Source organism: Microbacterium sp. NPDC057658, assembly GCF_042799975.1.
GTDB lineage: Bacteria > Actinomycetota > Actinomycetes > Actinomycetales > Microbacteriaceae > Microbacterium.
Window position 1 is genome coordinate 1,025,792 of record NZ_JBHVHT010000001.1, and the last position, 23,620, is coordinate 1,049,411.

Sequence of the window (23,620 nt, forward strand, 5' to 3'; positions counted from 1 at the left end):
CCAGGTGTCCCGCGGCGACCGGATCAGAGCAATCCGAGGGCTCGGACCGCGTCCCGCTCCTCCACGAGCTCCGCGACCGAGGCGTCGATGCGCGCGCGGGCCCGGTCGTCGATCTCCAGACCCTCCACGATGCGCCACTCGCCGTCGACGGACTGCACGGGGAACGAGGAGACGAGGCCCTCTGGGACACCGTACTCCCCGCGCGAGACGACGGCGGCGGAGGTCCAGTCCTCGGTCCCGCGGACCCAGTCGCGCACATGGTCGATCGTCGCGCTCGCGGCGGAGGCGACGGAGGACGACCCGCGGACCTCGATGATCTCCGCGCCGCGCTTGGCGACCCGGGGGATGAACGTCTGGTCCAGCCACGCCGGGACGTCGCCGACGATCCGCTCCAGGGCATCCTGCACGGGCTTCCCACCGACGGTCGCATGCGACACGTCGGGGAACTGCGTGGCCGAGTGATTGCCCCAGATGGGCACCCGCCGCACCGTGTGCACGGGGGCGCCGAGCGTCTGGGCGAGCTGGGCCCGTGCGCGGTTCTCGTCCAGCCGCGTGAGGGCGGTGAAGCGGTCGGCGGGCACGCCGTCGGCCGCCGCGGAGGCGATCAGGGCGTTCGTGTTGGCGGGGTTGCCCACCACGGTCACGCGGACGCCGGGGGCGGCGTTCGCGGCGATGGCGGCGCCCTGCGGCCCGAAGATGCCGCCGTTCGCGGCCAGCAGGTCGCCGCGCTCCATCCCGGGACCGCGGGGGCGGGCGCCCACGAGCAGGGCGAGGTCGCAGCCGTCGAAGCCGACCGCGGCGTCGTCGGTCACCTCCACGTGCTCGAGCAGGTCGAATGCGCCGTCCTGAAGCTCCAGCGCCGCGCCCTCTGCCGCGCCGAGTCCCTGCGGGATCTCCAGCAGCCGCAGCCGCACCTTCTCATCCGGACCGAGCATGTCCCCGGCGGCGATGCGGAAGAGGAGCGCGTAGCCGATCTGTCCGCCCGCGCCGGTGATGGTGATCGTGGTGGCCATGTCACGAGCCTACGTCCGTCGCGGTGTCGGCGCGCGGAGTACCCTCGACGCATGACGTTCAATCCCGACGCCGACCTCTCCCGCAACACCACGCGTCGCCGCGGACGCACGGCGGCGATCGCGGGCGGCTCCGGCGTCGGCGTGCTCGCCCTCCTCGCCCTCATCGCCGGCCCCCTGCTGGGCATCGACCTGAGCGGACTCGTCGGGGGCGCGCCCGGGGGCGGGAGCGAGCCCGCCGGTGGTTCGGCCATCGAGAACTGCGACAGCGGCGCCGACGCGAACGCGAACGTCGACTGCCGCATGGCGGGGGCGCAGGTCGCGCTCGACGCCTTCTGGGAGGACAACGTGGAGGGGTATCAGGCTCCGCAGCTCATCGTCGTCGACGGAGCGACCTCCACGCAGTGCGGCACCGCTTCCAACGCGGTCGGCCCGTTCTACTGCCCGCCGGAGGAGACCGTCTACATCGACCCCACGTTCTTCCAGCTCATGCAGCAGCAGTTCGGGGCCTCGGCCGGGAACCTCGCGCAGCTCTACATCGTCGGGCACGAGTGGGGTCACCACATCCAGAACCTCCTCGGGGCGATGGAGCGGTACCCGAACAACGGGACGGGTCCCGGCAGCAACGGCGTGCGCATGGAGCTGCAGGCCGACTGTTATGCCGGCGGCTGGCTCGGCCGCGCGACCGAGCAGACCGACGCCGACGGCGATCCGTACCTCGAGAAGCCGACGGAGGAGCAGATCCGCGACGCCCTGAACGCGGCGTCGACCGTCGGCGACGATCACATCCAGGAGCAGTCCGGGCAGGTGAACCCGGAGACCTGGACCCACGGCTCCAGCGAGCAGCGTCAGCGCTGGTTCGCGGAGGGATACCAGAACGGGCTCGATGCGTGCGGGCAGGTGTTCACCCTCCCCGCCGATCAGCTCGACCCGTAGGCCCGGTGGTCCCGCCGTTGTCAGATAACGTGGACTCGGCAGGACCGCACGACCGGTTGGGGGACCGAACATGACGAACACCGAGGGGCTCTATCCGCCCATCGAGCCGCACGAGACCGGAGTGCTGCTCGTCGGCGACGGGCATCGCGTGGCCTGGGAGATCAGCGGCAACCCCGAGGGTAAACCCGTCGTGTTCCTCCATGGCGGCCCCGGCAGCGGCACCTCGCCGTGGCAGCGCCAGTTCTTCGACCCCGACGTCTACCGGATCGTCCTTCTCGATCAGCGCGGATGCGGTCGGAGCACGCCGTCCGCCGCGGAGCCGGAGGCCGATCTCCGGCACATCACCACCGCGCACCTCATCGCCGACCTCGAACTGCTGCGCAAGAACCTCGGCATCGAGACGTGGCAGGTGTTCGGCGGGTCCTGGGGCAGCGCCCTCGCGCTCGCCTACGCCCAGGCCCACCCCGACGTGGTCTCCGAGCTGATTCTGCGCGGGATCTTCACGCTCCGTCGCGCCGAGCTCGAGTGGTTCTACGAGGGCGGGGCGGCGGCGCTCTTCCCCGACCTGTGGGAGGACTTCATCGCGCCGATCCCGGTCCTGGAGCGCTCCCGGATGATCGAGGCGTACCACCGGCGGCTGTTCGACCCGGACCCGGCGGTCCATGAACCGGCGGCCCTCGCGTGGGCGGCGTGGGAGGCGGCGACCGTCACGCTGCGCCCCGACCCGGAGCAGATCGTGGCGATGGCCGATCCCCGCCGGGCCGTCGCTTTCGCACGCATCGAGAACCACTTCTTCGTGCACCGCGGCTGGTGGGACGAGGGGCAGTTGCTCGCGGGGATCCACGCCATCCGGCACATCCCGACCGTGATCGTGCAGGGCCGCCACGACGTGGTCACGCCGATGATGACGGCGTGGGACCTGCACCGTGCCTGGCCGGAAGCCGACTTCCAGGTGATCGATGACGCGGGGCACTCCGCCGCCGAACCCGGCATCCGCGCGGCTCTCCGCGCCGCGACCGATCGGTTCCGTCCCGAGGGCTGACGCGTTCCGCTCAGGCGCGGAGCGCGCGCAGCAGTGTCTTCACGAGGCCGAGGGCGCCGCCGTCCGCACGATGGCGGGTGAGGCCCTCGCTCACGGCGGCACCGGTGCGGGAGGAGGCGAACCACGGCGGCTTGGGGAGGATGGTCATCCGACCTCCGCCGTTCGCGACGGGGAGCGAGCGCGGGAACGGCCGGAAGGGGCCGCGCAGCACGGAGCGCTCCACCCGATCCAGGAGCAGGGCGTTGTGGACGACACCGATGCCGCTGCCGACGTCATCGATCGTGCCGCCGGGGAATGCGCCCCAGGTGAGCGTCGGCGTGATGAACCCGAAGGCGGTCCAGCCGTTGATCGCGATCGAGCCGTAGTGCAAGGCGGTGAGAGCGCGCTCGAACCCGCTGCCGAGCGCCTTCTCGGTCGCCGGGTCGATGAGCAGGTTCGCGCCGAGCGTGCCCTGCAGCTTCTCGTTCGCGTGGGCGACCGCGGCGTCGAGGAACTCCTGGCCCGTGCCGGGCAGGCTCACCACGCCGAGGACCGGCGCGAAGTACTCCGTGTTCTCCAGGGCTGAGGGGTCGTCGTCGGCATCGATCTCGACGAGGAGCCGGTCGCCGAGCACGAGGGCGTCCGGGTAGTCGTCCGCGGCGGACTGCATACGGGAGGGGGCGCCGGGGTACCAGATGGGGCGCTCCGGAGCGGTGGCGTAGGCGCGGCGCAGTTCGGCGCGGAAGTCGTCTGCCTGGTCCCAGTCCGCGGAGAGGATGACGACCTGCCCCGCGATGCAGTTGTGGCCGCTGTTCTGCAGGCGCATGGTCGCGATGTGCTCGGCCTGGTACGCGAGGTCGGCGGCCGTCCACTTCCCCGGCACGACGATGATGGGGGAGACCCCGCCGAGTTCCGCGGTGATGGGCTTCTTCAGCAGCGGCCGGTTCTCGCGACGGCGGCGCTTGGTCGCGGCCGCCCCCTCGCCGGTCGACGGTCCCCAGACGATGGTGTCGAAGGTCGCCGCCGAGCCGGTGATGTGCACGTGGGCGATACCGGGATGCTGGGTGAGATAGGCGCCGGCGGCCGGGCCCCCGCGCACGATCCGCAGCAGTCCCGGCTCGATGAGCGGGGCGAGCGCGCGCTTGTAGACGGGGACCAGCGCATCCTGCGTGGGGTTCACCTTCAGCAGGGCGGTGCGGTTGTGGGCGAGCAGTTCGTACAGCACGTCCAGCACGGGGATGGAGGTCACGTTCCCGGCGCCGAGCACGAGTCCGACGCCCCCGGACACCGTCGGCGTGCGCTGTGCCAGACCGGCGGTCGCGCGGGCGGTGTTCGGCGTGGTCCCCGGTTCGAGCCAGACCTCGCCGGTGAAGCCGGACAGCAGGAACCGGTCGATGCCGGTGAGGGGGAAGGCATGTACGCGCGCACGGCCGCCGGGTGCGCGGTCGACCCGGATGCCGTCGAGCGGATTCGCGCCGTTCGCGATCCGGGTGAGCGTGGCGATCGAGGCGTCGAGTGCTCCGAGCACGCTGTACGGGCCGCTCAGCCACTCCTCGCCGCGGAGCGGATGCCGCGCGTCCAGGCCCTTGGAGGCGGCGGCGATCGTCGCCCAGTCCTCCGCGGTCGCGGCGACGCTCGTGCGGACCTGCCGGAGCAGCGTCGCGCGCTGCGCCACGGTGAGCGCGGTCCACACCGACGTCCCGGTCTGCAGGTCGGCGACGGCGGCGTCGAGCCGTTCCTTCTCGCCCTCGCCGAGGGCGGGGGTGGCGGGCGCGGTCGTGGGCGCAGAAGTCATCGGCGTCTCCTTCGAACGGGCTTTCAGCTTAGGCGTCCGCGCGGAGATCCGCCGAGTGCGAGGACGATCAGATGATCGAGAGCTCGCGCAGCTTCGACTCCACGTCGGCGTTCGACGGCTCGACGTGGTGCGAGGCGTCGGGGTAGACCACGACGGGGATGTTCGTGCGGCCCGAGATGTCCTTCGCGATGTCCGCGGCGGCGGGGTCGGCGACCAGGTCGACATACGTGTACGCGACGCCGAGCTCGTCGAGCTGCTTCTTCGTGCGGATGCAGTCGCGGCACCAGTCGGCGCCGAACATCGTGATGGTGTCGGAGGCGGGGTTGGTCATGCCTCCAGCCTACGGCCGTGGGGGAGGGCTGGCTCCGAAGAAGCCCGCCAGTGCGGCGGCGAGAGGTTCAGGCGCCTCCTCCGGCATGTGGTGCCCGCTGTCGATGCCGTGGCCGCGGACATCGTCGGCCCAGTCCCGCCAGATGCGGAGGGGGTCGCCGGAGAGCTCCTCGAGATCGTCGCGTTCGGACCACAGCACGAGGGTCGGCATCCGGAGCCGACGCCCGGCGGCGCGATCGGCCTCCTCGTGCGCGCGGTCGATCGTGAGGCCGGCACGGTAGTCCTCGAGCATCGCCCGGACGACCGACGGCTGCCGCACCGCCTGCAGGAACTCGGCGTGGTTCGCCGTGCCCATCGTCGACGGGTCGGCCTTGGGGGCGTACCAGGCCTCCGGATCCGCGCCGATGACGCGCTCCGGGATGTCCGGCTGGGCGAAGAAGAACCAGTGCCACCAGTGCGCGGCGAAGGTCGCGTCGCAGCGTCGGAGGTGCTCCGAGATCGGCAGGCAGTCCAGCAGGGCGACCTGTTCGACGGTCTCCGGGTGATCGAGGGCGAGTCGGAGCGCGACGTAGCTGCCACGGTCGTGACCGACCAGGCGGAAGCGCTCATGGCCGAGTCGCTCGGCGACGGTGCGGATGTCGCGGGCGACGGCGCGTTTGGAATGGGCCGCATGATCGGCGGTGGGCGCCGGGCCGCGGGAACGCCCGTATCCGCGCAGGTCGGGGCAGATCACCGTGAAGCCGCGCTCGACGAGCACCGGGGCCACCCGATGCCAGGTCGCCGAGGTGCGGGGGTGACCGTGCAGGAGCACCACGGGCGGTCCCGAGCCCCCGTGGCGCACGAGGATGTCCGCCTCGGCGGTTGGGATCCGCGTGGTCGTGAAGCCGGGGAACAGTGCCTCGTCGGAGCTGCTCATCGACCGGGGTCCGCTTCGTCCGGCAGCTTCTCGACCGGCACGATCACCACGTCCTGCACCTTCCAGTCCAGGTCGGCGATCCCCTCGGACGCGGCGGTCAGGTCGGCCGTACGGACGCCACGATGATGCGGCACCACGAACGCCTCGATGTGGAACACCTGGCCCTGATCCCGCATGCGCACGGCAGCCTGATCCACCCAGGGGCGGCTGCGCAGGTACGAGACGACATCGCGGGCCAGCGGGTGCGGCTCCGCGCTGTCGAAGGTGCGTGCCCGCTGGTCCATGAGGTCGACGATCGCGGTCTTCGTGTTGCGGAAGCCGTCCCAGATGATGCCGAGCGAGATGAAGAGTGCCGCAGCACCGTCGAGCCACCAGACGCCGGCGCCCACGCCCAGTACGCCGACGATGGAGGCGACCGTCGTCTGCCAGTCCGCCTTCGCCATGTCGGCGTCGGCGTAGAGCAGCTTGTTGTGCAGGACGGGGGCGAGCTTGGCCTTGGCCGGACCGTAGAAGAACACCGGCCCGACGATCACGACGGCCATGACGGCGACCATCAGCCAGCCGAGCCAGATCGTCTGGCCGAAAACCTGCACGGTGCCGATGGTCGGATGCTCCCCGCGGATGAGCCCGGCCACGGCCTCGGCGGCGAGGTTCAGGCCGACCGCGAGGAGCGCGACACCGGCGACGAGGTGGCCGACGCCCATCGCCCGGTGCAGGCCGTAGGGGTGCTTCCGGGTGGGGCGTCGCCGCACGAACAGGAGCGCGAGGAGGAAGGCGAACTGCGGGATGAGCGACAGCATGTCCTCGATCCACGCCGTGCGCATCGCCTGGGACTCGCCCACGACGAGGGCGATCACGGTGATCGTGATCGAGGTGTAGACGATCGTGAAGATCTCCCAGCGCACGGCCTTGCGCGTGGCCTGCTGCTGTTCCTCGGGGAGCTCGGTGCGCCCGAACTGCTTCGTCCCGGTCATTGACCGACCTCCTCGTCGAGAGAGGCCTCGAGGGCCGAGAGGAAGGCGTTCTCGCCGAGGGGTAGGAGCATGACGAGCTCCCGATCTCCCGCGCCCTCGATACCCGGATAGCCGCGGGTCACGCCCGCCTTGTCGATCCACGGGGTGTCCGGCGTCAGTCCGCCGGCCACGAGGTCGAGGTCGCCCGTCTCCAGCATGCCCACCAGGCTCTCCTCGGTCGCGACCGTCCACGTGACGTCCGCGTCGACGCTCGCGGCGAAGTCGTCGACGAGATCCACGACCGGCCCGCGCGGCTCGCCGCCGTCGACTTCTACGAGGCCCGGGTCGGGCGAGGTGCCGACCCGCAGCTCCCCGCCCGTGACCCGGTCCAGGGTGCCGTCCGGGTCCGCCGGGACCGTCATCCCGCATCCGCCGAGGGCCGTGGCGACGAGGAGGCCGGCCAGGGCGCCGATCAGGCGTCGTCCGGCGGATGTCCGTCGAATCCTGTCACTGCTCACGGCCTCAGGATGGCGCACAGCCGCGACGCGGGCAACGGCGTTGACGGTGCTACGGAAGAGGACTAGCCACCCTTGAGAGTAAGGGTAGCCTTACCTATAGTGGAGGCATGAGCAGCGCGTGTGAGCACCTGGAGGATCCGGACTGGGAAGCGATGGAAGGAGCGGGTGCTCATCGCCGGGGATGCGGCCGATGTCGGAGCCATCGCTCGCGTCGCGTCCCGGCTCCCGTGGGATGCACAGGGCGTCATTCTCATCGAGGCCGCCGCCCGCATCCAATTCCGCCACATCGACGTGCCGCAGGGGGTGTCGGTCCGCTGGCTGGTTCGCGCGGAGGGCGCGCACGCTCACACGCGGGGCGAGCGGTTGGCGAACGCCGTCTATGCGTGGTGCCTGGAGTGGACGTGCAGCGAGCCCCCGGAGCACTGGACGGTGTGGCTCGGCCCGCACACTCCGCCGCACGTGGCGCGGATGGCGCGCAGCCTCCTCGGCGTCGCGAACTGAGTCCCGGCTCAGCGCGTCGCGCCGACGGCGGATGCCGTGGCGTTGGAGGTGATCGCGTCGAGCGCGCGGCGGAGCGCCGAGCTCGACGTGTGCGCGGTGTACGGGAAGTAGACGACCTCGACACCCACCTCCGCGAACTCGCTCTCCAGCCGCAGGCCCTTCTCGGTGCCGCGCCAGTCGTCGCCCTTGAAGAAGTGCGTGAAGCGCACGTCGCGCCACGAGTCCATCTTCGACGGCGTTGTCTCGACGTACACGTCGTCGACGAAGGAGATGTGCCGGACGATCTCGGCACGCTCGGCGGTCGGGATGACCGGCTCGATCCCCTTGACCTGACGCAGCATCTCGTCGCTCACGACACCGGCGATCAGGATGTCGCAGTGCTGTTTGGCGTGTCGCAGCAGATTGAGGTGCCCGACGTGAAAAAGGTCGAAAGCTCCGACGGCATAGCCGATACGCGTCCCCATGATCTCCCCAGATCGATCATTCCCCAGTCGAACGGATCCCCACCCGTTCGGCGCGACTCCCACAGCCGCAGACGACACTCTAGCAGGAACGTGTCCTGCAGCCCATAGGAACCCATGGAACGATGGATGTCGGAGCCGATGGGGCTGCGGAACGACGAAGGGGACCACGTTGGGGGCAGGGGTCACGGTCATCGTGCCGACCTACAACGAGCGCGACAACGTCGCCGAGCTCGTGGAGCGCACGGCCGCGGCATTGGCGGGAAGGGACGCCGAGATCCTCTTCGTCGACGACAGCAGCGACGACACCACGGCCGAGGTGGAGCGCGTCGCGGTCGACGCCCCGATCCCGGTGCGGGTGATCCATCGCTCGGACAACGTCGGAGGCCTCGGCGGGGCGGTCGTCGTCGGCCTGGGCGCCGCGGCGGCCGATGTCTGCATCGTGATGGACGGCGACCTCCAGCATCCCCCCGAGCTGCTGCCGACACTGCTGGACCGCTTCGCGGACGGCGACGCGGACGTGGTCGCGGCCTCCCGCTACGTCGGCGGCGGTGACACGAGCGGCCTGGGAACGGCCGTGCGCTTCGGCGTGTCCCGCGCCGCGACGTGGCTGACCCGCGCGATGTTCCCGCGGCGGCTCGCCCGGAGCACCGACCCGATGACCGGGTTCTTCCTCGTCGACCGGCGTCGCCTGCGGCTGGATGCACTGCAGCCGCAGGGCTTCAAGATCCTCCTGGAGATCCTCGCCCGGACGGATCTGCGGATCGCGGAGATCCCGATGGAGTTCGCCGAGCGTCGACACGGCACCTCGAAGGCGAGCCTGCGCCAGGGGGCCACGTTCATCGCACATCTCGCACGGCTGCGGTTCGGGAAGATGTCGCTGTTCGCGGCGATCGGCGTGCTCGGCGCCATCGCCAACCTCGCGATCATGTGGGCGCTGACGGCGGCGGGCGTCCCCTACGTCTGGGCGGCCATCATCGGCGCCGAGGTCACGATCATCGGCAACTTCCTGCTGCAGGAGCGCTTCGTCTTCGCCGACATGCGCACCGACGCCCGCAGCGCCGGGGTGCGCTTCGCGGCGTCCTTCACGTTCAACAACGTCGAGGCGGCCCTGCGCATCCCGGTGATGGCGCTCATGGTCGAGACATGGCACATCTCCAGCGTCCTGGCGACCGCGCTGTCTCTTATCGTGGCCTTCTTCGCCCGGTTCCTGTTCCACTCCCTCGTCGTCTACGCGCCCCGTCGGCGGCGTGAGGAGAGGGCGGCGGCGGGCGAGCCGGAGCCGGACACCGCGACGCTGCGGATCATCCGCGCCATCGATGCCGAGGCCATGAAGCCGGGCGAGCTCTAGCGGAAGTCCCTCTTTACACGGCGGGGACCCGGGTCCATAGTGGGCGACGTGGGATCCGAGGACAGCCCGGCGCTGTCCGTCACCTGGGCGCATCGTGCCGAGCAATCGGTGCAGACCTGGGCGCGCGCACACGCCAGAGGAGAGGTTCCGAGCGTCTGGCCCTACGGGCTGGACGCTCTCCTCGAGCACGCCTCCGTGGAGGTGGAGGAGCTCCCCGACCCCGGCCGGATCGCCCGCCTCCGGGCGCGGGCCGGCATGGGCCCCCGTCCGCGCAGCGACCTCGCGCTCGCCTGGGATGAGAACACCGCGTACCGTCTGCAGATCCTGCGGCCGCGGGCGCGTTTCGCGACCGGCGTGATCTGGCTCACCGACATGGCCACGACCGGCGCGGCGCCCGAGAGGCTCGTGGCGATGCTCCGGGCAGCGACGGCGCTCTGGGTGCTCAGTGCGGCTCAGGTCGCGCCGCTGCAGCGGCTCCTCGGCGCTCGGGGACCACGGGTGTTCGTCGTGCCGTTCGGCATCGACCACGAGTTCTTCTCCGCACGGCCGCCGGCGCCGCGGCCGCGCATCGTGAGCGCGGGCAACGACCGCGACCGGGACCCGGCGACGCTGTACGCTGCGCTCGCGCTGGTGCTGGCCGTGCGCCCGGACGTCGACGTCGTCGTGCAGACGCCGTCCGAGCTGCCTCCTCCGGAAGGGGTGCAGGTGGTCCGTCGCCTGCCGCACACCGAGCTCCGCGACCTGTACGGGACCGCCAGCGTCGTGGTGACCGCGACCCGTCCGAACCTGCACGCCTCCGGGATGACCGTCGCCCTCGAGGCTCTCGCGACCGCGCGGCCGGTCGTCGTGTCGGACACCCCGGGGATGCGCGACTACGTGAGCCCGCGCACCGGCGCGCTCGTCGACCCGGGGCAACCCGCGGCGCTGGCGCGGGCGGTGCTCGCGCTGCTCGACGACCCGGACCGCGCGGCCGAGCTCGGCAGGCAGGGGCGGGCCGAGGTCGAGCAGCGGTTCACCACGAAGACGATGGTCGACGCGCTCGTGCGCGGACTGCAGGCAGCGGACTGAGACCTCTGATCGTCGTCAGCGTCGTCGTCCTCGGCGCTTGACGCGGACGGCGGCGCGGAACGCGTCGCGGTGTGCGCGGCCCGCGTCCGCCCACTCGCGGCGGGAGAGATCCGGGGTGCCGGTGAGGCCCGAGGCGGCGCGCCAGGAGGCGACGAGCGTCTCGGCGTCGAGGTCCTCGCCGTCGTACATGCGCACCCAGTCGGCGCCGACCTCGCGCGCCAGGGCCTCGTTCGCCTGGTTCCGCGGCACGAGCACCGGACGGTCCATGGACAGGGCGGCGAGCACGCTGCCCGAGTTGTGCATGAAGCGGTACGCGAGCACGATCAGCTCGGACGACGTCGCGAGATCCACGAGTTCCGCGTCGCTGAGGAAGTCGAGGTGGAGGTCGACGCCGGGGAGAGCGGCGGTGCGCGCGCGGAGGTCGTCGGCGAGCTCCGGAGTCGACGGCCGGCCGCCGATGCGCAGGCTCAATGCCGGCTCGACCGCGACCGCCTCCCCGTAGGCGTCGATGAATCCGTCGAGACCCTTGTACCGGCGGATGCCGCCGAACGAGCCGAGTCGCCCGTGCACGCGCTCCGCGGACGGGTAGACCGCGTACCAGTCCCGGTAGTGGCCGTGCAGGATCAGGCTGTGCGGAGTCCCGGCGGGCAGGGGCGTGGTCTCGTTGATGACGATGCGGTAGTCGGTGTGCCGGTCGATGAAGCGCAGCAGCCAGAGGCGCGGGGCGTTGTCGTCGGGGAGCTCCAGGTTGTGCACGGTGCGCACGACCGCGATCCGCCGCGACAGCCGGTGCCGGAAGACGAGGGCGGTCGTGAGCGCGAACTTGCCGGCGGACTTCCACCACGTCGAGCCGTGGAGCTTCGCCTCGGGCCAGTGCCAGTGGAAGGCGTCGTAGCGCCCGAAGAGGGCCGTCTTCCACGAGAACCGGAGGTGCTCGAGGCCCTCCGTCGTCCCCAGCGCCTCGTCGAGCATCTTGTTGTACGGATTCGTCGTCGGACGCGGGGCGCCCAGGGACTGCATCACGCGGATGCTCGCGGTGGATTCGGTCATCGTGGTGTCCTCCGATGGGCGACGGTATTCGTCGTAGCGGTGGCCGAGCGCGGCGGCGATGGTGCCGCGGCCGCGGTGGATCAGGCGGGTGCCGCGGGCGTGGTGGGTGATGTTCCCGGTGACGGCGCCGAAGACCCGGCGCACGGCGCCCACGGCGATCCGGGCGATGCCTCCGAGGAGCGCGCGCGCCCGGAGCAGGCCTCGGCGCAGCCTTCCGGGAGCGAGCTTCAGCGCGATGCGGGTGCCCGCGTTGGCGGAGCTGAACGCCCGCTGCGCCGCCCAGGCCCTGCTGAGCCGTGCGGCGACGACGAGGTCCTCGGTCTCCGACTCGTTGCACCAGACGATGCGCGCGCCGTGTGCGACCAGCTCGCGGGTGAACAGGGTGTCCTCGCCGCCACCGAGGCCCAGCGACGGGTCGAACCGCACGCCGGATTCGCGCACGGCGCGCAGGTCGAGCAGGAGGTTCCCCGCAGCGGCCACCGACAGCACGGTCCCGGTGGGCCGGGGCGGGCGGCGGAAGGTGCCGGATGCGAGCAGCCACGGGTCGACATCGTCGTCGAACACCGAGATCACCCGACCCATGACGGCATCCGCGTCGGAGGCGCGCCACGTCGTGATGAGCGCCGACAGCCAGCCGGGACGCGGCACCTCGTCGTCGTCGATGAAGGCGAGCAGGTCGCGGTCGGCGGACTCGTCCAGAAGCCGATTGCGCGCGGCGACGATGCCCGGCGTCGGCTCGACGACGTAGCGCACGGGGAGTGCGGCGCTCGCGGCCACCTCCCGCGCGGAGCCGACGGCGTCGTTGTCGACGACCAGCACCTCGACGTCCACACCCAGCTCCGCGCACTCCGCGATCCGCTCCGGGAGCGCGCGCAGCAGCGCCGCCAGCAGCTCCGGCCTCCGGTAGGTGGGTACGCCGATCGTCACGGCGATCGCGTCGCCCGTCTCCGGTCCCCTCGTCATCCGCCTCATCCCCATGGCAGTCCCTGCGCCTGTGTCCCCGCGCCGGCTCATCGTACCGTGAACGCCGGGGTGCGCCGAGCCGGCTCTGGCGTATAGTCGGTGTCCTGGGAGTCGACGCCGGTCGCGACTCTGGGGAATTCGACCGGCGACCCGAAGCGGACCGTGAGGGCGGATCCGGGGGGAGGATCGCGTGTCAATCGTGCACGGACGGCTGGCCGTCGTCGTCGTGAACTACGCCTCGGCGCGGCTGCTCGAGCGCAACCTCGTGGTGGTGGAGCGCGAGGCCCGCGCGGTCGACGAGGAGGCGTCCGTCATCGTCGTCGACAACTTCGCAGGAGCTGCCGAGCGGCAGGCCGCCGCCGCGGTCGCGCTGACCCACGGGTGGACGCTGATCGCCTCCGAGACCAACACCGGGTTCGGCGGCGGGGTGAACCTCGGCGTCGCCCGGGCCCTCGCCGACGGTGCGACCGACGTGCTCGTCATCAACCCCGACGCCCACATCGACCGGGCCTCGCTGGCGCGCCTGGCCGCCGTCACGGAGTCCTCCCGCACGACTCTGGCGTCGCCGGTCATCACCGACTCCGACGGGCGGACCTGGTTCGCCGGCATCGATCTCCTGCTCGACGACGGCACCATGCGCGCCCGCCGCAAGCGCCGCTCGGACGACCAGCGTCCCTACGAGCCGTGGCTGAGCGGCGCGTGCCTGTGGATCACCCGCGAGGTGTGGGAGCTCTCCGGCGGTTTCGACGACGCCTACTTCCTGTACTGGGAGGACGTCGACTTCTCGCGCCGTGTCGTCTCGGCCGGCGGCACCCTCGCCCTCGTCGAGGATGCACGAGCCGTGCACGACGAAGGGGGCACGCAACGCGACGAGCCCGCACTCTCGCGGGCGAAATCGGAGGGGTACTACTTCTACAACATCCGCAACAGGATGCTGTACGCCGTGCGGCACCTGGACGAGGAGACCGTGCATCGCTGGCGCCGGTCGATCCCCCGTACCGCCCGTGAGGTGATCCTCCGTGGCGGCCGCAGACAGCTGCTGCATTCCGCCTCTCCGCTCCGCGCCTACCTCCGCGGCGTGCGCGAGGCCCGGCGGATCGCCCGCGCAGCCGGCACCGACCAGAAGGAGACGACGTGGTCGTAGACGCGTACCGACAGCTCGCCCGCGCCCAGAAGGGGCACGCGCGCGGGGCCCCGGCCTACTCGGTGTACGTCAACCGCCGGCTCGGACGGGTGCTCGCCGCCGTGGCGTTCCGGCTCGGCCTCACGCCGAACCAGGTGTCGATCATCAGCGCCGCCCACTCGTTCGCGGCGATCGCCCTTATCGCGTTCGCTCCGGTGACCGTCGCCCTGGGCCTGCTCATCGCGCTCCTGCTCGTCCTCGGGTACGCATGGGACTCCGCCGACGGCCAGGTCGCCCGACTCCGCGGCGGCGGAAGCCCGCAGGGCGAGTGGCTGGATCACTTCATCGACACGCTCAAGATCGCCTCGCTGCACCTCGCCGTCCTCATCGGCCTGTACCGGGTGCTGCCCGACACCCCGGCGCTGCTGCTCATCCCGATCGTGTTCAGCATCGTCGCCTCGACCACGTTCTCCGGAATGCTCCTGAACGACCTCCTCAAGGGCAAGCACGCGGTCGCGTCCACGCACGAGCGCGGCGGCGGCACGCTGCGACGCTCGCTGGTGCTGCTCCCGACGGACTTCGGCCTGGTCTGCCTCGTGTTCGTCCTGTGGGGCTGGACGCCGGGCTTCCTCGTCGCCTACGGGGCGCTCTGCGCCGCGGCGGTGCTCTTCCTCGCGCTCGCCGCGGTGAAGTGGTTCCGGGAGATCGGAAGGCTCGGTGAGGCGGCATGACCGGCGGATCGATCCTCGTCGTCTGCGCCGCCAACGTCTGCCGCTCGCCCCTGGCCGAGCTCGCTCTCCGGCGGGGCCTCGGGGAGGGCTCGTCGGTCTCGGTGCGGAGCGCCGGCGTGCGTGCCCAGGACGGGGACCCCATCTGCAGCGAGGTCGCCGCGCGGCATACCGACGGCGACTGGCAGGAGCAGGCGGGGGAGCACCGAGCCCGCGAGGTCACACCCGAGATGCTCGCGGAGGCGGATCTCGTGCTGACGGCCTCGCGGGACATCCGGGGCGAGCTGGTGCGCTCGGCGCCCGAGCTCCGTGACCGCATGTTCACTCTCCGCGAGGCGGCCCACCTCGGCGTCGGGTTCCTGCCCGGCGGGTCCGATGCCGTGGAGGAGTACGTCGCCTCGCTCGACCGCGCCCGGACCAGGGCGACGCCGCTCGGCGGATCTCCTGCCGGAGGCTGGCTCGGACGTCTCGTCGGCCGTCGCCCTGTGGCGGATCCCGCGTCGATCGCCGATCGGCACGGCAGCCGCGGACACGCCGACACGATCCGCGAGGTGGAGCAGGCGGTCGAGGCCATCGCGGCGCAGCTCACCGGGCACCGCCGACACTCCTCCTGACGCGAGGGTTGTGGATTTTCACGGACCGCACTACCATTAGCCGACGCCGTGTTCGCACGGCTGGGGGGAAACCGGAGCCGAGGGGGCTCTGGCTGGGGAATCTGGGTTCTGGGGAGCTGCAGTGTTCACTGTTTCAGCATGCCGTTCTGGGGACGGCTCTTCGCGCGTGAGACGTGCGATGTTCATCGCGCCCGTCGTGGCGCTCACTCTCGTGTTCGCCGGATGCACGGCGGCACCGGACACAGCGGCGACGCCGGAGCCCGAGGGCACCAGCACGACCGACTGGACGCCGCCCGCCGATCCCGAGGCGGAGGGCCCCACCGAGGCGCCCGCGCTGACGGAGGAGACCGGCGCACTGGATGCGGAGATCGCGCTGTCCACCGACATGGTGGTGACCGTCGACGACATCTCGACGACCGAGATCACCCCGGAGACGCCGGGCGAGTACGCCGGCTCCGCCGTCGTGGTGACCGTCAAGGTCGCGAACGACTCGAAGCGGGCGCAGAGCATCGACTCCGCCGTCGTCAGTCTCGTCACGGACGACGGCGACGTCGGCGTGGCCACCACCGCCGGGCCGAACGAACCGCTCCGCGGCGAGCTGGCCGCCGGTGACGCGGCCACGGGAACGTACGTCTTCATGCTCGACCCGACCAAGGGCCGCGCCGTGAAGATCAGCGTGAACTACGCCGCCGGCGAGCCGGTGGCGACCTTCGCGGGCGAGCTCTCCTGAGCCGTGGGCGCGACGACTACCACCGCGTCTCGTACGTGACATTTTCGAAGAAGAAATCTGGGGCTGGGGAGCAACATGGGTAAGACATCCACTTCGAGGCGGGCGCTGCGCGCACTCGCGTCGGTCGTGACGGCGGCGCTGCTGATCACGGGCATGACCACGCTGGGGGCGACCGGGGCCGCGGCGGCCGATACACCGTCGACACCGCCACCGCTGCTGCAGCGGAACGACGACGTAGTGACGTCGGACCCGATCCCGACGGTGCAGATCGACAACGGGTATGTGTGGGCGCAGACGACGATCGGCTCCACCGTGTACGCGGTGGGCAAGTTCGACAACGCGCGGGCCCCGCTCGCCGCGCCGGGCACCAGCCTCACCGCGCGTTCGAACGTCCTCGCCTACGACATCAACACCGGGCAGCTGCTGCCCTTCGCTCCGCAGGTCAACGGCGTGATCAAGGCCGTCGCCGCATCGCCCGACGGGAGCCGCATCTACATCGGCGGCTCCTTCAACGCCGTCAACGGCCAGACCCGCTGGAACTTCGCGGCGCTGGACGCGGTCACCGGCCAGCTCGTGCCCGGGTTCTCGCCCTCGATCGGCGGCAGCGGCGTGTACGCCCTGGCCACCTCGGGGTCGAGCGTCTACGTGGGCGGCCTGTTCACGCAGGGCAACGCCACGCCGCGCAAGAACCTCGCCGCGTTCTCCGCGACGAACGGTGCCCTGCTCAGCTGGGCGCCGCAGAGCGACCTGCAGGTCGACGCCATGGTGATGGATCCCGCAGGGCAGAACGTCATCGCCGCCGGCCGCTTCTCGCAGGTCAACGGCGACCTCACGATGCGCGGCACCGTCGCGCTGGACAAGACGACCGGCGCGGTGGACGCCGGCTGGGCGCTCCCGCAGACCGTCAAGAACGGCTCGAACACCGGGGCGAACTCGGGCAAGGCGGGCATCTTCGGTCTCGCGGCCGACGCCAACGCCGTCTACGGCACCGGCTGGGTCTACGCGGATGCCGCCACGGGCAACCTCGAGGGCACCTTCGCGGCCGAGGCCGGGAGCGGCCAGGTCCGCTGGATCGCGGACTGCCTCGGAGACCACTACGGCGTCTACTCGACAGGGAAGACGGTCTACACGACCAGCCACACGCACGCCTGCGGCACGATGGGCCTGCACCCGGAGCAGAACCCGCGGACTCACCGTTACTCGGAGGCGTACACGGCCGATGCCCGCGGCCTGCTGGGCAACCAGCCCGCGGCCGGCGGCACGTACAAGAACTGGGCCGGTACGCCGGCGCCCTCGGCCTACGCCTGGACGCCGGACTGGGCCGTCGGCGTGACGACGGGCATGGGGCAGGCCGGACTCTCCATCACCGGTGCCGGGAACATGATCTCGATCGGCGGCGAGTTCCGCTCCGTGAACAACGGGCGCTTCGAGGGACTCGTGCGCTTCTCGACCAACCCGCCCGGCGGCGCCAAGGACGGCCCTCGGTTGTCCGGCGCGAACTGGACCGGTACCGCCCAGTCGTTCATCCCGGGTCGGGTGCGCGTGTCCATCCCGGCGAACTGGGACCGTGACGACCTCACCCTCACCTACGAGCTGCGCCGTACGGGCACCACCACGCCGATCGCCACCACCACCGCGCGCGGAACGTGGTGGGATCGTCCGTCGGTGACCCTCGAGGACAAGAACGCCACCCCCGGATCGACGCAGGAGTACACCGTCGTCGCGAAGGACAGCGCGGGCAACACCGTCACGAGCCAGGCCATGAGCGTGACCGTGGCCGCCGGTGCCGTCTCGAACTACGTCAACGCCGTGATCGCGGACGGCCCCCAGCTCTACTACCCGCTGGGCACCGCTCCGCAGGACTGGGCCGGCTCGAACACCCCGGTCTTCGACTCGGGCGTGAGCGCGTCGACCTCGGGCGTCGAGAACACCGCGACCGGTGCCTCGACCTTCACCGGGACGACCACGGGACGCGTGGCGTCGGGGAACAGGATCGCCGCTCCGTCCGAGTTCTCCACGGAGCTCTGGTTCAAGACCAACACCACGAGCGGCGGAAAGCTGCTCGGCTACGGGTCGGCGATCTCGGGCGACTCGGGAAGCTATGACCGTCATCTCTACATGACGAACAACGGCCGGCTCGTCTTCGGCACGTACAACGGCAGCACGCAGACGGTGCAGAACAACGCGGCGCTCAACGACAACGCGTGGCATCACGCGGTCGCGACGCAGAGTGCCGACGGGATGAAGCTCTACATCGACGGTCAGCTCGCGTCGTCGCTCCCCGGAGCGACCACGGCCGAGAATCAACTGGGATATTGGCGTATCGGCGGCGACACCATCGCCGGGTGGCCTTCCGCCCCGAGCTCCAGGTACTTCAAGGGCTCGATGGACGAGGTGGCCGTGTACCCGTTCGCCCTCACCCCGACGCAGGTGAAGACGCACTACGGCATCGGCAAGGGCTTCCAGGCTCCGACGGCGGACTTCACCGCCACGGCGACCGACCTCGCCGTCGCGTTCGACGCCGGTGCATCGACGGCTGCGGGATCCGCGACCATCGCCGGCTACCGCTGGGACTTCGGCGACGACTCCGCGACCGCCACCGGGAAGACGACGAGTCACACCTACGAGAAGTCCGGCACGTACACCGCCACGCTGACCGTGACGGACAGCAACGGCCTCGCCACGTCCGTCGAGAAGCCGGTCGTCGTCAAGGCGCCGAACGTGCTCCCGACCGCCTCCTTCGAGACGACGGCGAACGGCCTGACGGTCTCGGCGGACGCGTCCGCCTCGTCGGACTCCGACGGCTCCATCGCCAGCTACGCCTGGAACTGGGGCGACGGGACGACCTCGACCGGTCAGGTCGCGACGCACACGTATCCCTCGGCGGGCACCCGTACGGTGACGCTGACCGTCACGGATGACCGCGGGGGCAGCGCCTCGACCACCCGGCAGGTGGCGGCCACGCACGCCGACCCGGTGGCGGCCTTCACCGCGACCGCATCGGGCCTGAACGTCGATGTGTCGGCGACCGGGTCGAGCGCGTCCGACGGCGCCACGCTGTCGTACTCGTGGAACTGGGGCGACGGTTCTCCCGCCGGTTCCGGGGCCACCGCCGGCCACACGTACGCCGAGGCCGGCGCCCGCGAGATCACCCTCACCGTGACCGACAGCCTCGGCGCGACGGCCACGGCCACCAAGTCGGTGACGCTGACGGCACAGGTGTTCGCCGCGTCCGACGCCTTCGGGCGGGTCGTCTCGAGCGGCTGGGGAGCGGCGGACAAGGGCGGCACCTGGGCGCCGATGAGCGGCTCCGCGACGGTGCTGTCCGTCGGCGACGGGGTGGGCAAGGTGAACCTGACGCCGGGGGAGACGCGGGAGATGCTGCTGCAGGGCACCTCCGTCCTCGACTCCTCGGCGCGGATCAGCTACACGCTCGCCTCCGGTCCCTCGACCGGGGTGGCCTACGAGGGACTCGGCGCCCGGCGCTCCGGCTCCTCCGGCTACCGTGCCCTCGCGTGGCACCGTGCCGACGGGACGACCTGGCTCGTGATCCACCGCAATGGCACGGCGATCGCCAGCACCGCGGTCTCCGGTCTCACCTGGAGCGCGGGCAGCTCGTTCACGCTCCTGATGGAGACCACCGGGTCCTCCACGACGACCATCCGCGCCAAGCTGTGGGCGGCAGGGTCGGCGGAGCCGGCGAACTGGCAGCTCACCACGACGGACGCGACCCCGGCCCTGCAGGTCGCCGGCGCGGCCACGGTGTTCTCGTACCGGGCGGGCAGCGCCACCGGCACCAACCTGGCCAGCTTCGACGACTTCACGGTGAAGAACCTCGGGGCGCCCGCCCCGCAGCCGGAGCCGCAGCCCGAGCCGGAGCCCGCCAACGTCGCGCCGACCGCCGCGTTCACCGCGACCGCGACGAACCTCACGGTGGCCGTGGACGGCAGCGGATCGACCGACTCCGACGGCACCATCGCCTCGTACGCGTGGGACTTCGGCGACGGCACCACGGGCACGGGCGCGACGAGCACCCGTACCTACACCGCGGCGGGGACCTACACCGTGAAGCTCACGGTCACGGACGACAAGGGGGCGACGCACACCACCAGCAAGCCGGTGACCGTCACGGCGCCGCCGGTCGACCCCCAGCCCGAGCCGGAGCCCGAACCGCAGCCGGCTCCGGTGGCGGACGACGGCTTCGACCGCACCGCGGGACCCGGCTGGGGCACCGCCACGGTCGGCGGGGCGTGGACGATCGCCGGCGGATCCCAGGCGGCGGCGACCGTCGCCGACGGCCAGGGCAAGATGAACCTCATCGCCGGGGACACCCGCCACGCGACGCTCAACACGACCTCGGTCGCCGATGCGGTGCTCGAGACGCAGTTCCGGGTGGACCAGGCCCCGGCAGCGGGTGGCGCCTACATCGGCGTGATCGCGCGGCAGTCGGCGGCGGGGAAGTACTTCGTCCGCGCGTGGCTGCGTCCTGACGGCACGGTCTGGCTCGTCGTGCACCGCGAAGGGACCGTCCTGCGCACGCAGGCCGTGCCCGGGCTGGTGTGGGCGGCGAACACCTCGTACAACCTCGAGGTGTCGGTGACCGGGACGTCGACGGCGACCCTGTCGGCGAAGTTCTGGCCGACCGACACGACGAAGCCGGCAGCCTGGCAGATCACCACGACCGACACGGCACCGCTGGGTGCGGGCGCGGTGGGTCTGAGCGGCAACCGCTCCGGCAGCGCGACGGCTCCGCTGGGCGTGTCGTTCGATTCGTTCCGCGTCACCGCGCCGCAGTAAGATCCTGACGCATGGCCACTGCTGTTCCGATCGCGCTCCTCGCCATCGGCGGAATCGCGGCAGTGGCCATCGTCGTGTTCGTGCTCCGGCTGATGCCGCGAGCCGCCTTCGTCGTCTGGGCGTGCGTGCTGTTCTTCGTGCCGCTCTGGGTGGGGGTGAACGTCGGCTTCTACTGGGCGGCGATCACCCTGCTCACGGTGGTGCTCATCCTCGTGAACTGGTCGGTCGTGCCGCTGCGCGCGGCGGACGCCTGGGTCGCCGTGTTCGTGGTGATCGTCGTCGGCCTGTACGGCTTCGGGACGGTGGACCTCCCCTCGCTGGTGGCCGCGCTGCTGGAGTGGGTCATCCCCTATATCTGGGGCCGTGTCGTCCTCGCCAGGGTGGCGCCGGAATGGGTCACCTCGACGATCGCCGTCGTGGCGATCGTCGCCGCCGCGCTCGCGATCGTGGAGTTCGTCACGTCCTTCAACCCGTTCGTCCTGATCCCGGGCTCCGGAGTCGTGTACGAGACGTGGAGTCCGCTCCAGGAGCGGGGCGGCGTGCTGCGGGCCGAGGGGGCGTGGGGTCATTCGATCGCCCTCGGCGCGGCGTTGGCGATGTCCTCCGCGTTCGTCGTGGCGACCAAGTGGCGGCTGTTCCCGAAGATCAGCGGTGTCGTGCTCATCGCCGTCGCCACCGTCTTCACCTTCAGCCGGGCGGGGCTGCTCACCCTCGTGCTGACCCTCGTGCTGTCCACCTTCCTCATCGTGGGCGTCTCGACCCGTTTCCGGGTGACGGTGGCCCTGGCCGGGGTGATCGGGGCGGCCATCGCGATCCCCGTCATCGACTCGGTGTTCGGCGCGGCCGGCGATGAGGCCGGGGGCAGCGCGGACTACCGGACCGATCTGCTCGTGCTCCTCGAGCAGGTTCAGCTGCTCGGGAATCCCGGCGACTGGCACTCCCTCGTCTCAGGCGACTACTACCTCGGCTACTTCGCCCGTTCGGTGGACAACGCCCTCGTGCTCACACTGCTCCGGTACGGCTACGTGCCGACGCTGCTCATCATGGCGGCGGTCGTCTGCGCGGCGTTGATGGCGGTGCGACGCTCGACCCGCAGCCCGGCGGCCCTGGCGGTCGTCGGCCAGCTCCCGAGCCTGGTGGTCGTGGCGCTCATCACGCAGTACAGCATGTTCCTCTGGTTCTGCGTCGGCCTGGCGATTACCTGGGCGCGCGACGCCGGGAGGCGCGAGAGCGAAGCCGACGACGCGCTCTTCCGGGAGGCGGGGAGGACCGCGTTCGCGGGACCGAGGGACGGCGCCGTTCCACAGGCGCGGCAGACGTGAGGGGACTCGTCAGGTGGCTCCTCTAGAATCGAGATCTCAGGGGGAATGGGGAGTCATGGCGGAGAGCCGGGTCAGCCTGCGTGTGATCGCGGGCTCGCTGCGCAAGTTCTGGTGGTTGATCGTCCTGTGCGGCGTGGTGGGCGCCGCCGGGTCGTACGGATACGCGTCGCTGCAGACGCCGCTGTTCCAGGCCACGACCTCGCTCTACTTCGCCCTCAACCAGGGGACGAGCGCCTCGGATCTCAACCAGGGCTCGGTGTACACGCAGAGCCAGATGCTCTCCTTCGCCCAGCTGGCGACGAGTTCCCGCGTCCTCGAACCGGTGATCGAGGAGCTCGACCTCGATACGACGCCGCGCGCCCTCGCCCGCGACATCGAGGTGACCATCCCGCAGAGCACCGTGACGCTGCGGGTGACCGGGATCACGGACGACGCGGAATCCTCCGCCGAGCTCGCGAACGCCGTGGCCGACCAGCTCATCGAGGTCGTCAAGGACGTGGCTCCGAAGGACCCGAAGGGCGAGTCCACCATCACCGCCCAGGTGATCGACGATGCGGTCGTCCCGGAGTTCCAGTTCACGCCGAGCAAGCCCCGCGATGCCCTCCTCGGCGGATTCCTCGGCGGCGTGCTCGGCCTCGCGGCCGCGGTGCTCATCGGTGTGCTCGACACCCGCGTCCGCAATGAGGAGGCGCTGACGCAGGCCGGGGGAGATCCCGTGCTGGGCGTGGTCTCCAAGTCGCCGCTGTTGGAGGCGCGGGGGATCGCCGTGGCACAGGAGCCGCTCGGTCACACCTCCGAGGAGTTCCGCCGCATCCGGTCGGCGCTCGCCTACGCGAACGTGTCATCCCGCGTGAAGGTGCTCCTGGTCACGTCCGGCATGCCCGCCGAGGGCAAGTCCACCGTCTCGGTGAACCTCGCCATGACCCTCGCGGCCCTGCGTAACTCGGTCCTGCTGATCGACGCGGACATGCGCCGCCCGCGGGCGCACGAGCACGCCGGCATCGACGGGTCCGTCGGCCTCACGAGCGTCCTGCTCGACGAGGTGGGCTTCGAGGTGGCCAAGCACCGCGTCGCCGACACCACGCTCGACATCCTCCCCGCCGGTACGATCCCGCCGAACCCGGCCGAGCTGCTGACGTCGGCCCGCATGGCGCAGCTCCTCGACTTCGCCGCCGCGGAGTACGACTACGTCGTGATCGACTCGCCGCCGACCCTGAGCGTCGCGGACGCCAACCTGCTGGCCACCCAGACCGACGGCGTGATCCTCGTCGTGGACGCGACCAAGACCGGTCGCGCGGCGCTCGCGAAGAGCATCAAGTCGCTGGAATCCGGTGGCGCACGCATCCTCGGAACCGTCCTCAACCGCGCCCGTCCCGACCGTCACCGCAGCGAGTACTACGGCGAGTGAGCGGGGCTGACGCCCTCGCGGCCGA

At 71.2% G+C, this 23,620-nt stretch carries 20 protein-coding genes; 12 read left to right on the forward strand and 8 right to left on the reverse strand.

Features of this window, described 5'->3' with window-relative positions; all coding sequences use genetic code 11:
* Positions 1 to 23: 23 nt before the first annotated feature.
* A complete protein-coding gene (locus ACFU8V_RS04815) occupies positions 24 to 1,013 on the reverse strand; it encodes a malate dehydrogenase (RefSeq protein WP_085604943.1) in 990 nt (329 codons plus the stop codon).
* A gap of 51 nt (positions 1,014 to 1,064) precedes the next feature.
* Between ACFU8V_RS04815 and ACFU8V_RS04820 the strand changes: the two genes are divergently transcribed.
* Positions 1,065 to 1,946 (forward strand): neutral zinc metallopeptidase, encoded by an 882-nt coding sequence (locus ACFU8V_RS04820; protein ID WP_025104630.1) that lies wholly within the window; start codon positions 1,065 to 1,067, stop codon positions 1,944 to 1,946.
* Positions 1,947 to 2,016: 70 nt separating this feature from the next.
* On the forward strand, positions 2,017 to 2,988 hold the full coding sequence (pip, locus tag ACFU8V_RS04825) for a prolyl aminopeptidase (protein ID WP_378869428.1): 972 nt from the start codon (positions 2,017 to 2,019) through the stop codon (positions 2,986 to 2,988).
* Positions 2,989 to 2,998: 10 nt separating this feature from the next.
* On the opposite strand, the gene ACFU8V_RS04830 is transcribed toward pip, so the two are convergent.
* The 5 genes from ACFU8V_RS04830 to ACFU8V_RS04850 all read right to left on the reverse strand — a co-directional run bounded on the left by ACFU8V_RS04830 (position 2,999) and on the right by ACFU8V_RS04850 (position 7,479).
* Entirely contained in the window at positions 2,999 to 4,762 is a 1,764-nt protein-coding gene (locus ACFU8V_RS04830; protein ID WP_085604952.1) for an aldehyde dehydrogenase family protein, read from the reverse strand.
* Positions 4,763 to 4,829: 67 nt separating this feature from the next.
* Complete coding sequence (locus ACFU8V_RS04835; protein ID WP_025104627.1) at positions 4,830 to 5,093, reverse strand: glutaredoxin domain-containing protein; 264 nt, start codon at positions 5,091 to 5,093, stop codon at positions 4,830 to 4,832.
* 9 nt (positions 5,094 to 5,102) lie between these two features.
* Positions 5,103 to 6,008: an alpha/beta fold hydrolase gene (locus tag ACFU8V_RS04840; RefSeq protein WP_378869432.1), complete on the reverse strand. Its 906-nt coding sequence runs from the start codon at positions 6,006 to 6,008 to the stop codon at positions 5,103 to 5,105.
* Positions 6,005 to 6,982: a cation transporter gene (locus ACFU8V_RS04845; protein WP_338565376.1), complete on the reverse strand. Its 978-nt coding sequence runs from the start codon at positions 6,980 to 6,982 to the stop codon at positions 6,005 to 6,007. Before ACFU8V_RS04845 ends, ACFU8V_RS04840 begins: the two co-directional genes overlap by 4 nt.
* Positions 6,979 to 7,479 (reverse strand): hypothetical protein, encoded by a 501-nt coding sequence (locus ACFU8V_RS04850; protein WP_378869435.1) that lies wholly within the window; start codon positions 7,477 to 7,479, stop codon positions 6,979 to 6,981. The genes ACFU8V_RS04845 and ACFU8V_RS04850 overlap by 4 nt, the downstream gene beginning before the upstream one ends.
* A 120-nt stretch (positions 7,480 to 7,599) precedes the next feature.
* On the opposite strand from ACFU8V_RS04850, the gene ACFU8V_RS04855 reads away from it, so the two are divergent.
* Positions 7,600 to 7,980 carry an SIP domain-containing protein gene (locus tag ACFU8V_RS04855; RefSeq protein ID WP_378869438.1) on the forward strand — a complete coding sequence of 127 codons (381 nt, stop codon included), beginning with the start codon at positions 7,600 to 7,602 and terminating at the stop codon, positions 7,978 to 7,980.
* A gap of 8 nt (positions 7,981 to 7,988) precedes the next feature.
* Here the strand turns inward: ACFU8V_RS04855 and ACFU8V_RS04860 are convergent, their stop codons facing one another.
* On the reverse strand, positions 7,989 to 8,444 hold the full coding sequence (locus tag ACFU8V_RS04860; protein ID WP_378869441.1) for an adenylyltransferase/cytidyltransferase family protein: 456 nt from the start codon (positions 8,442 to 8,444) through the stop codon (positions 7,989 to 7,991).
* Positions 8,445 to 8,613: 169 nt separating this feature from the next.
* On the opposite strand from ACFU8V_RS04860, the gene ACFU8V_RS04865 reads away from it, so the two are divergent.
* Positions 8,614 to 9,792 carry a glycosyltransferase gene (locus ACFU8V_RS04865; RefSeq protein ID WP_303708550.1) on the forward strand — a complete coding sequence of 393 codons (1,179 nt, stop codon included), beginning with the start codon at positions 8,614 to 8,616 and terminating at the stop codon, positions 9,790 to 9,792.
* Between the two features lie 48 nt (positions 9,793 to 9,840).
* Complete coding sequence (locus ACFU8V_RS04870) at positions 9,841 to 10,860, forward strand: glycosyltransferase family 4 protein (protein ID WP_303708549.1); 1,020 nt, start codon at positions 9,841 to 9,843, stop codon at positions 10,858 to 10,860.
* A gap of 15 nt (positions 10,861 to 10,875) precedes the next feature.
* Here the strand turns inward: ACFU8V_RS04870 and ACFU8V_RS04875 are convergent, their stop codons facing one another.
* Positions 10,876 to 12,873, reverse strand: coding sequence for a glycosyltransferase (locus ACFU8V_RS04875; RefSeq protein WP_378869445.1), 1,998 nt, complete (start codon positions 12,871 to 12,873; stop codon positions 10,876 to 10,878).
* A gap of 190 nt (positions 12,874 to 13,063) precedes the next feature.
* On the opposite strand from ACFU8V_RS04875, the gene ACFU8V_RS04880 reads away from it, so the two are divergent.
* From ACFU8V_RS04880 to ACFU8V_RS04910, 7 genes are all read left to right on the forward strand, one after another.
* Entirely contained in the window at positions 13,064 to 14,017 is a 954-nt protein-coding gene (locus tag ACFU8V_RS04880; protein WP_378869448.1) for a glycosyltransferase family 2 protein, read from the forward strand.
* Complete coding sequence (locus ACFU8V_RS04885; RefSeq protein ID WP_378869451.1) at positions 14,008 to 14,727, forward strand: CDP-alcohol phosphatidyltransferase family protein; 720 nt, start codon at positions 14,008 to 14,010, stop codon at positions 14,725 to 14,727. Before ACFU8V_RS04880 ends, ACFU8V_RS04885 begins: the two co-directional genes overlap by 10 nt.
* Complete coding sequence (locus tag ACFU8V_RS04890) at positions 14,724 to 15,338, forward strand: hypothetical protein (RefSeq protein ID WP_303708546.1); 615 nt, start codon at positions 14,724 to 14,726, stop codon at positions 15,336 to 15,338. Before ACFU8V_RS04885 ends, ACFU8V_RS04890 begins: the two co-directional genes overlap by 4 nt.
* Positions 15,339 to 15,516: 178 nt before the next feature.
* Positions 15,517 to 16,068, forward strand: coding sequence for a DUF4352 domain-containing protein (locus ACFU8V_RS04895; RefSeq protein WP_303708545.1), 552 nt, complete (start codon positions 15,517 to 15,519; stop codon positions 16,066 to 16,068).
* Positions 16,069 to 16,143: 75 nt separating this feature from the next.
* Positions 16,144 to 20,865, forward strand: coding sequence for a PKD domain-containing protein (locus tag ACFU8V_RS04900; protein ID WP_378869456.1), 4,722 nt, complete (start codon positions 16,144 to 16,146; stop codon positions 20,863 to 20,865).
* An 11-nt stretch (positions 20,866 to 20,876) separates the two neighbouring features.
* Positions 20,877 to 22,187 carry a hypothetical protein gene (locus ACFU8V_RS04905; protein WP_378869459.1) on the forward strand — a complete coding sequence of 437 codons (1,311 nt, stop codon included), beginning with the start codon at positions 20,877 to 20,879 and terminating at the stop codon, positions 22,185 to 22,187.
* A 55-nt stretch (positions 22,188 to 22,242) separates the two neighbouring features.
* Entirely contained in the window at positions 22,243 to 23,595 is a 1,353-nt protein-coding gene (locus ACFU8V_RS04910; protein WP_378869462.1) for a polysaccharide biosynthesis tyrosine autokinase, read from the forward strand.
* Positions 23,596 to 23,620: the final 25 nt, after the last annotated feature.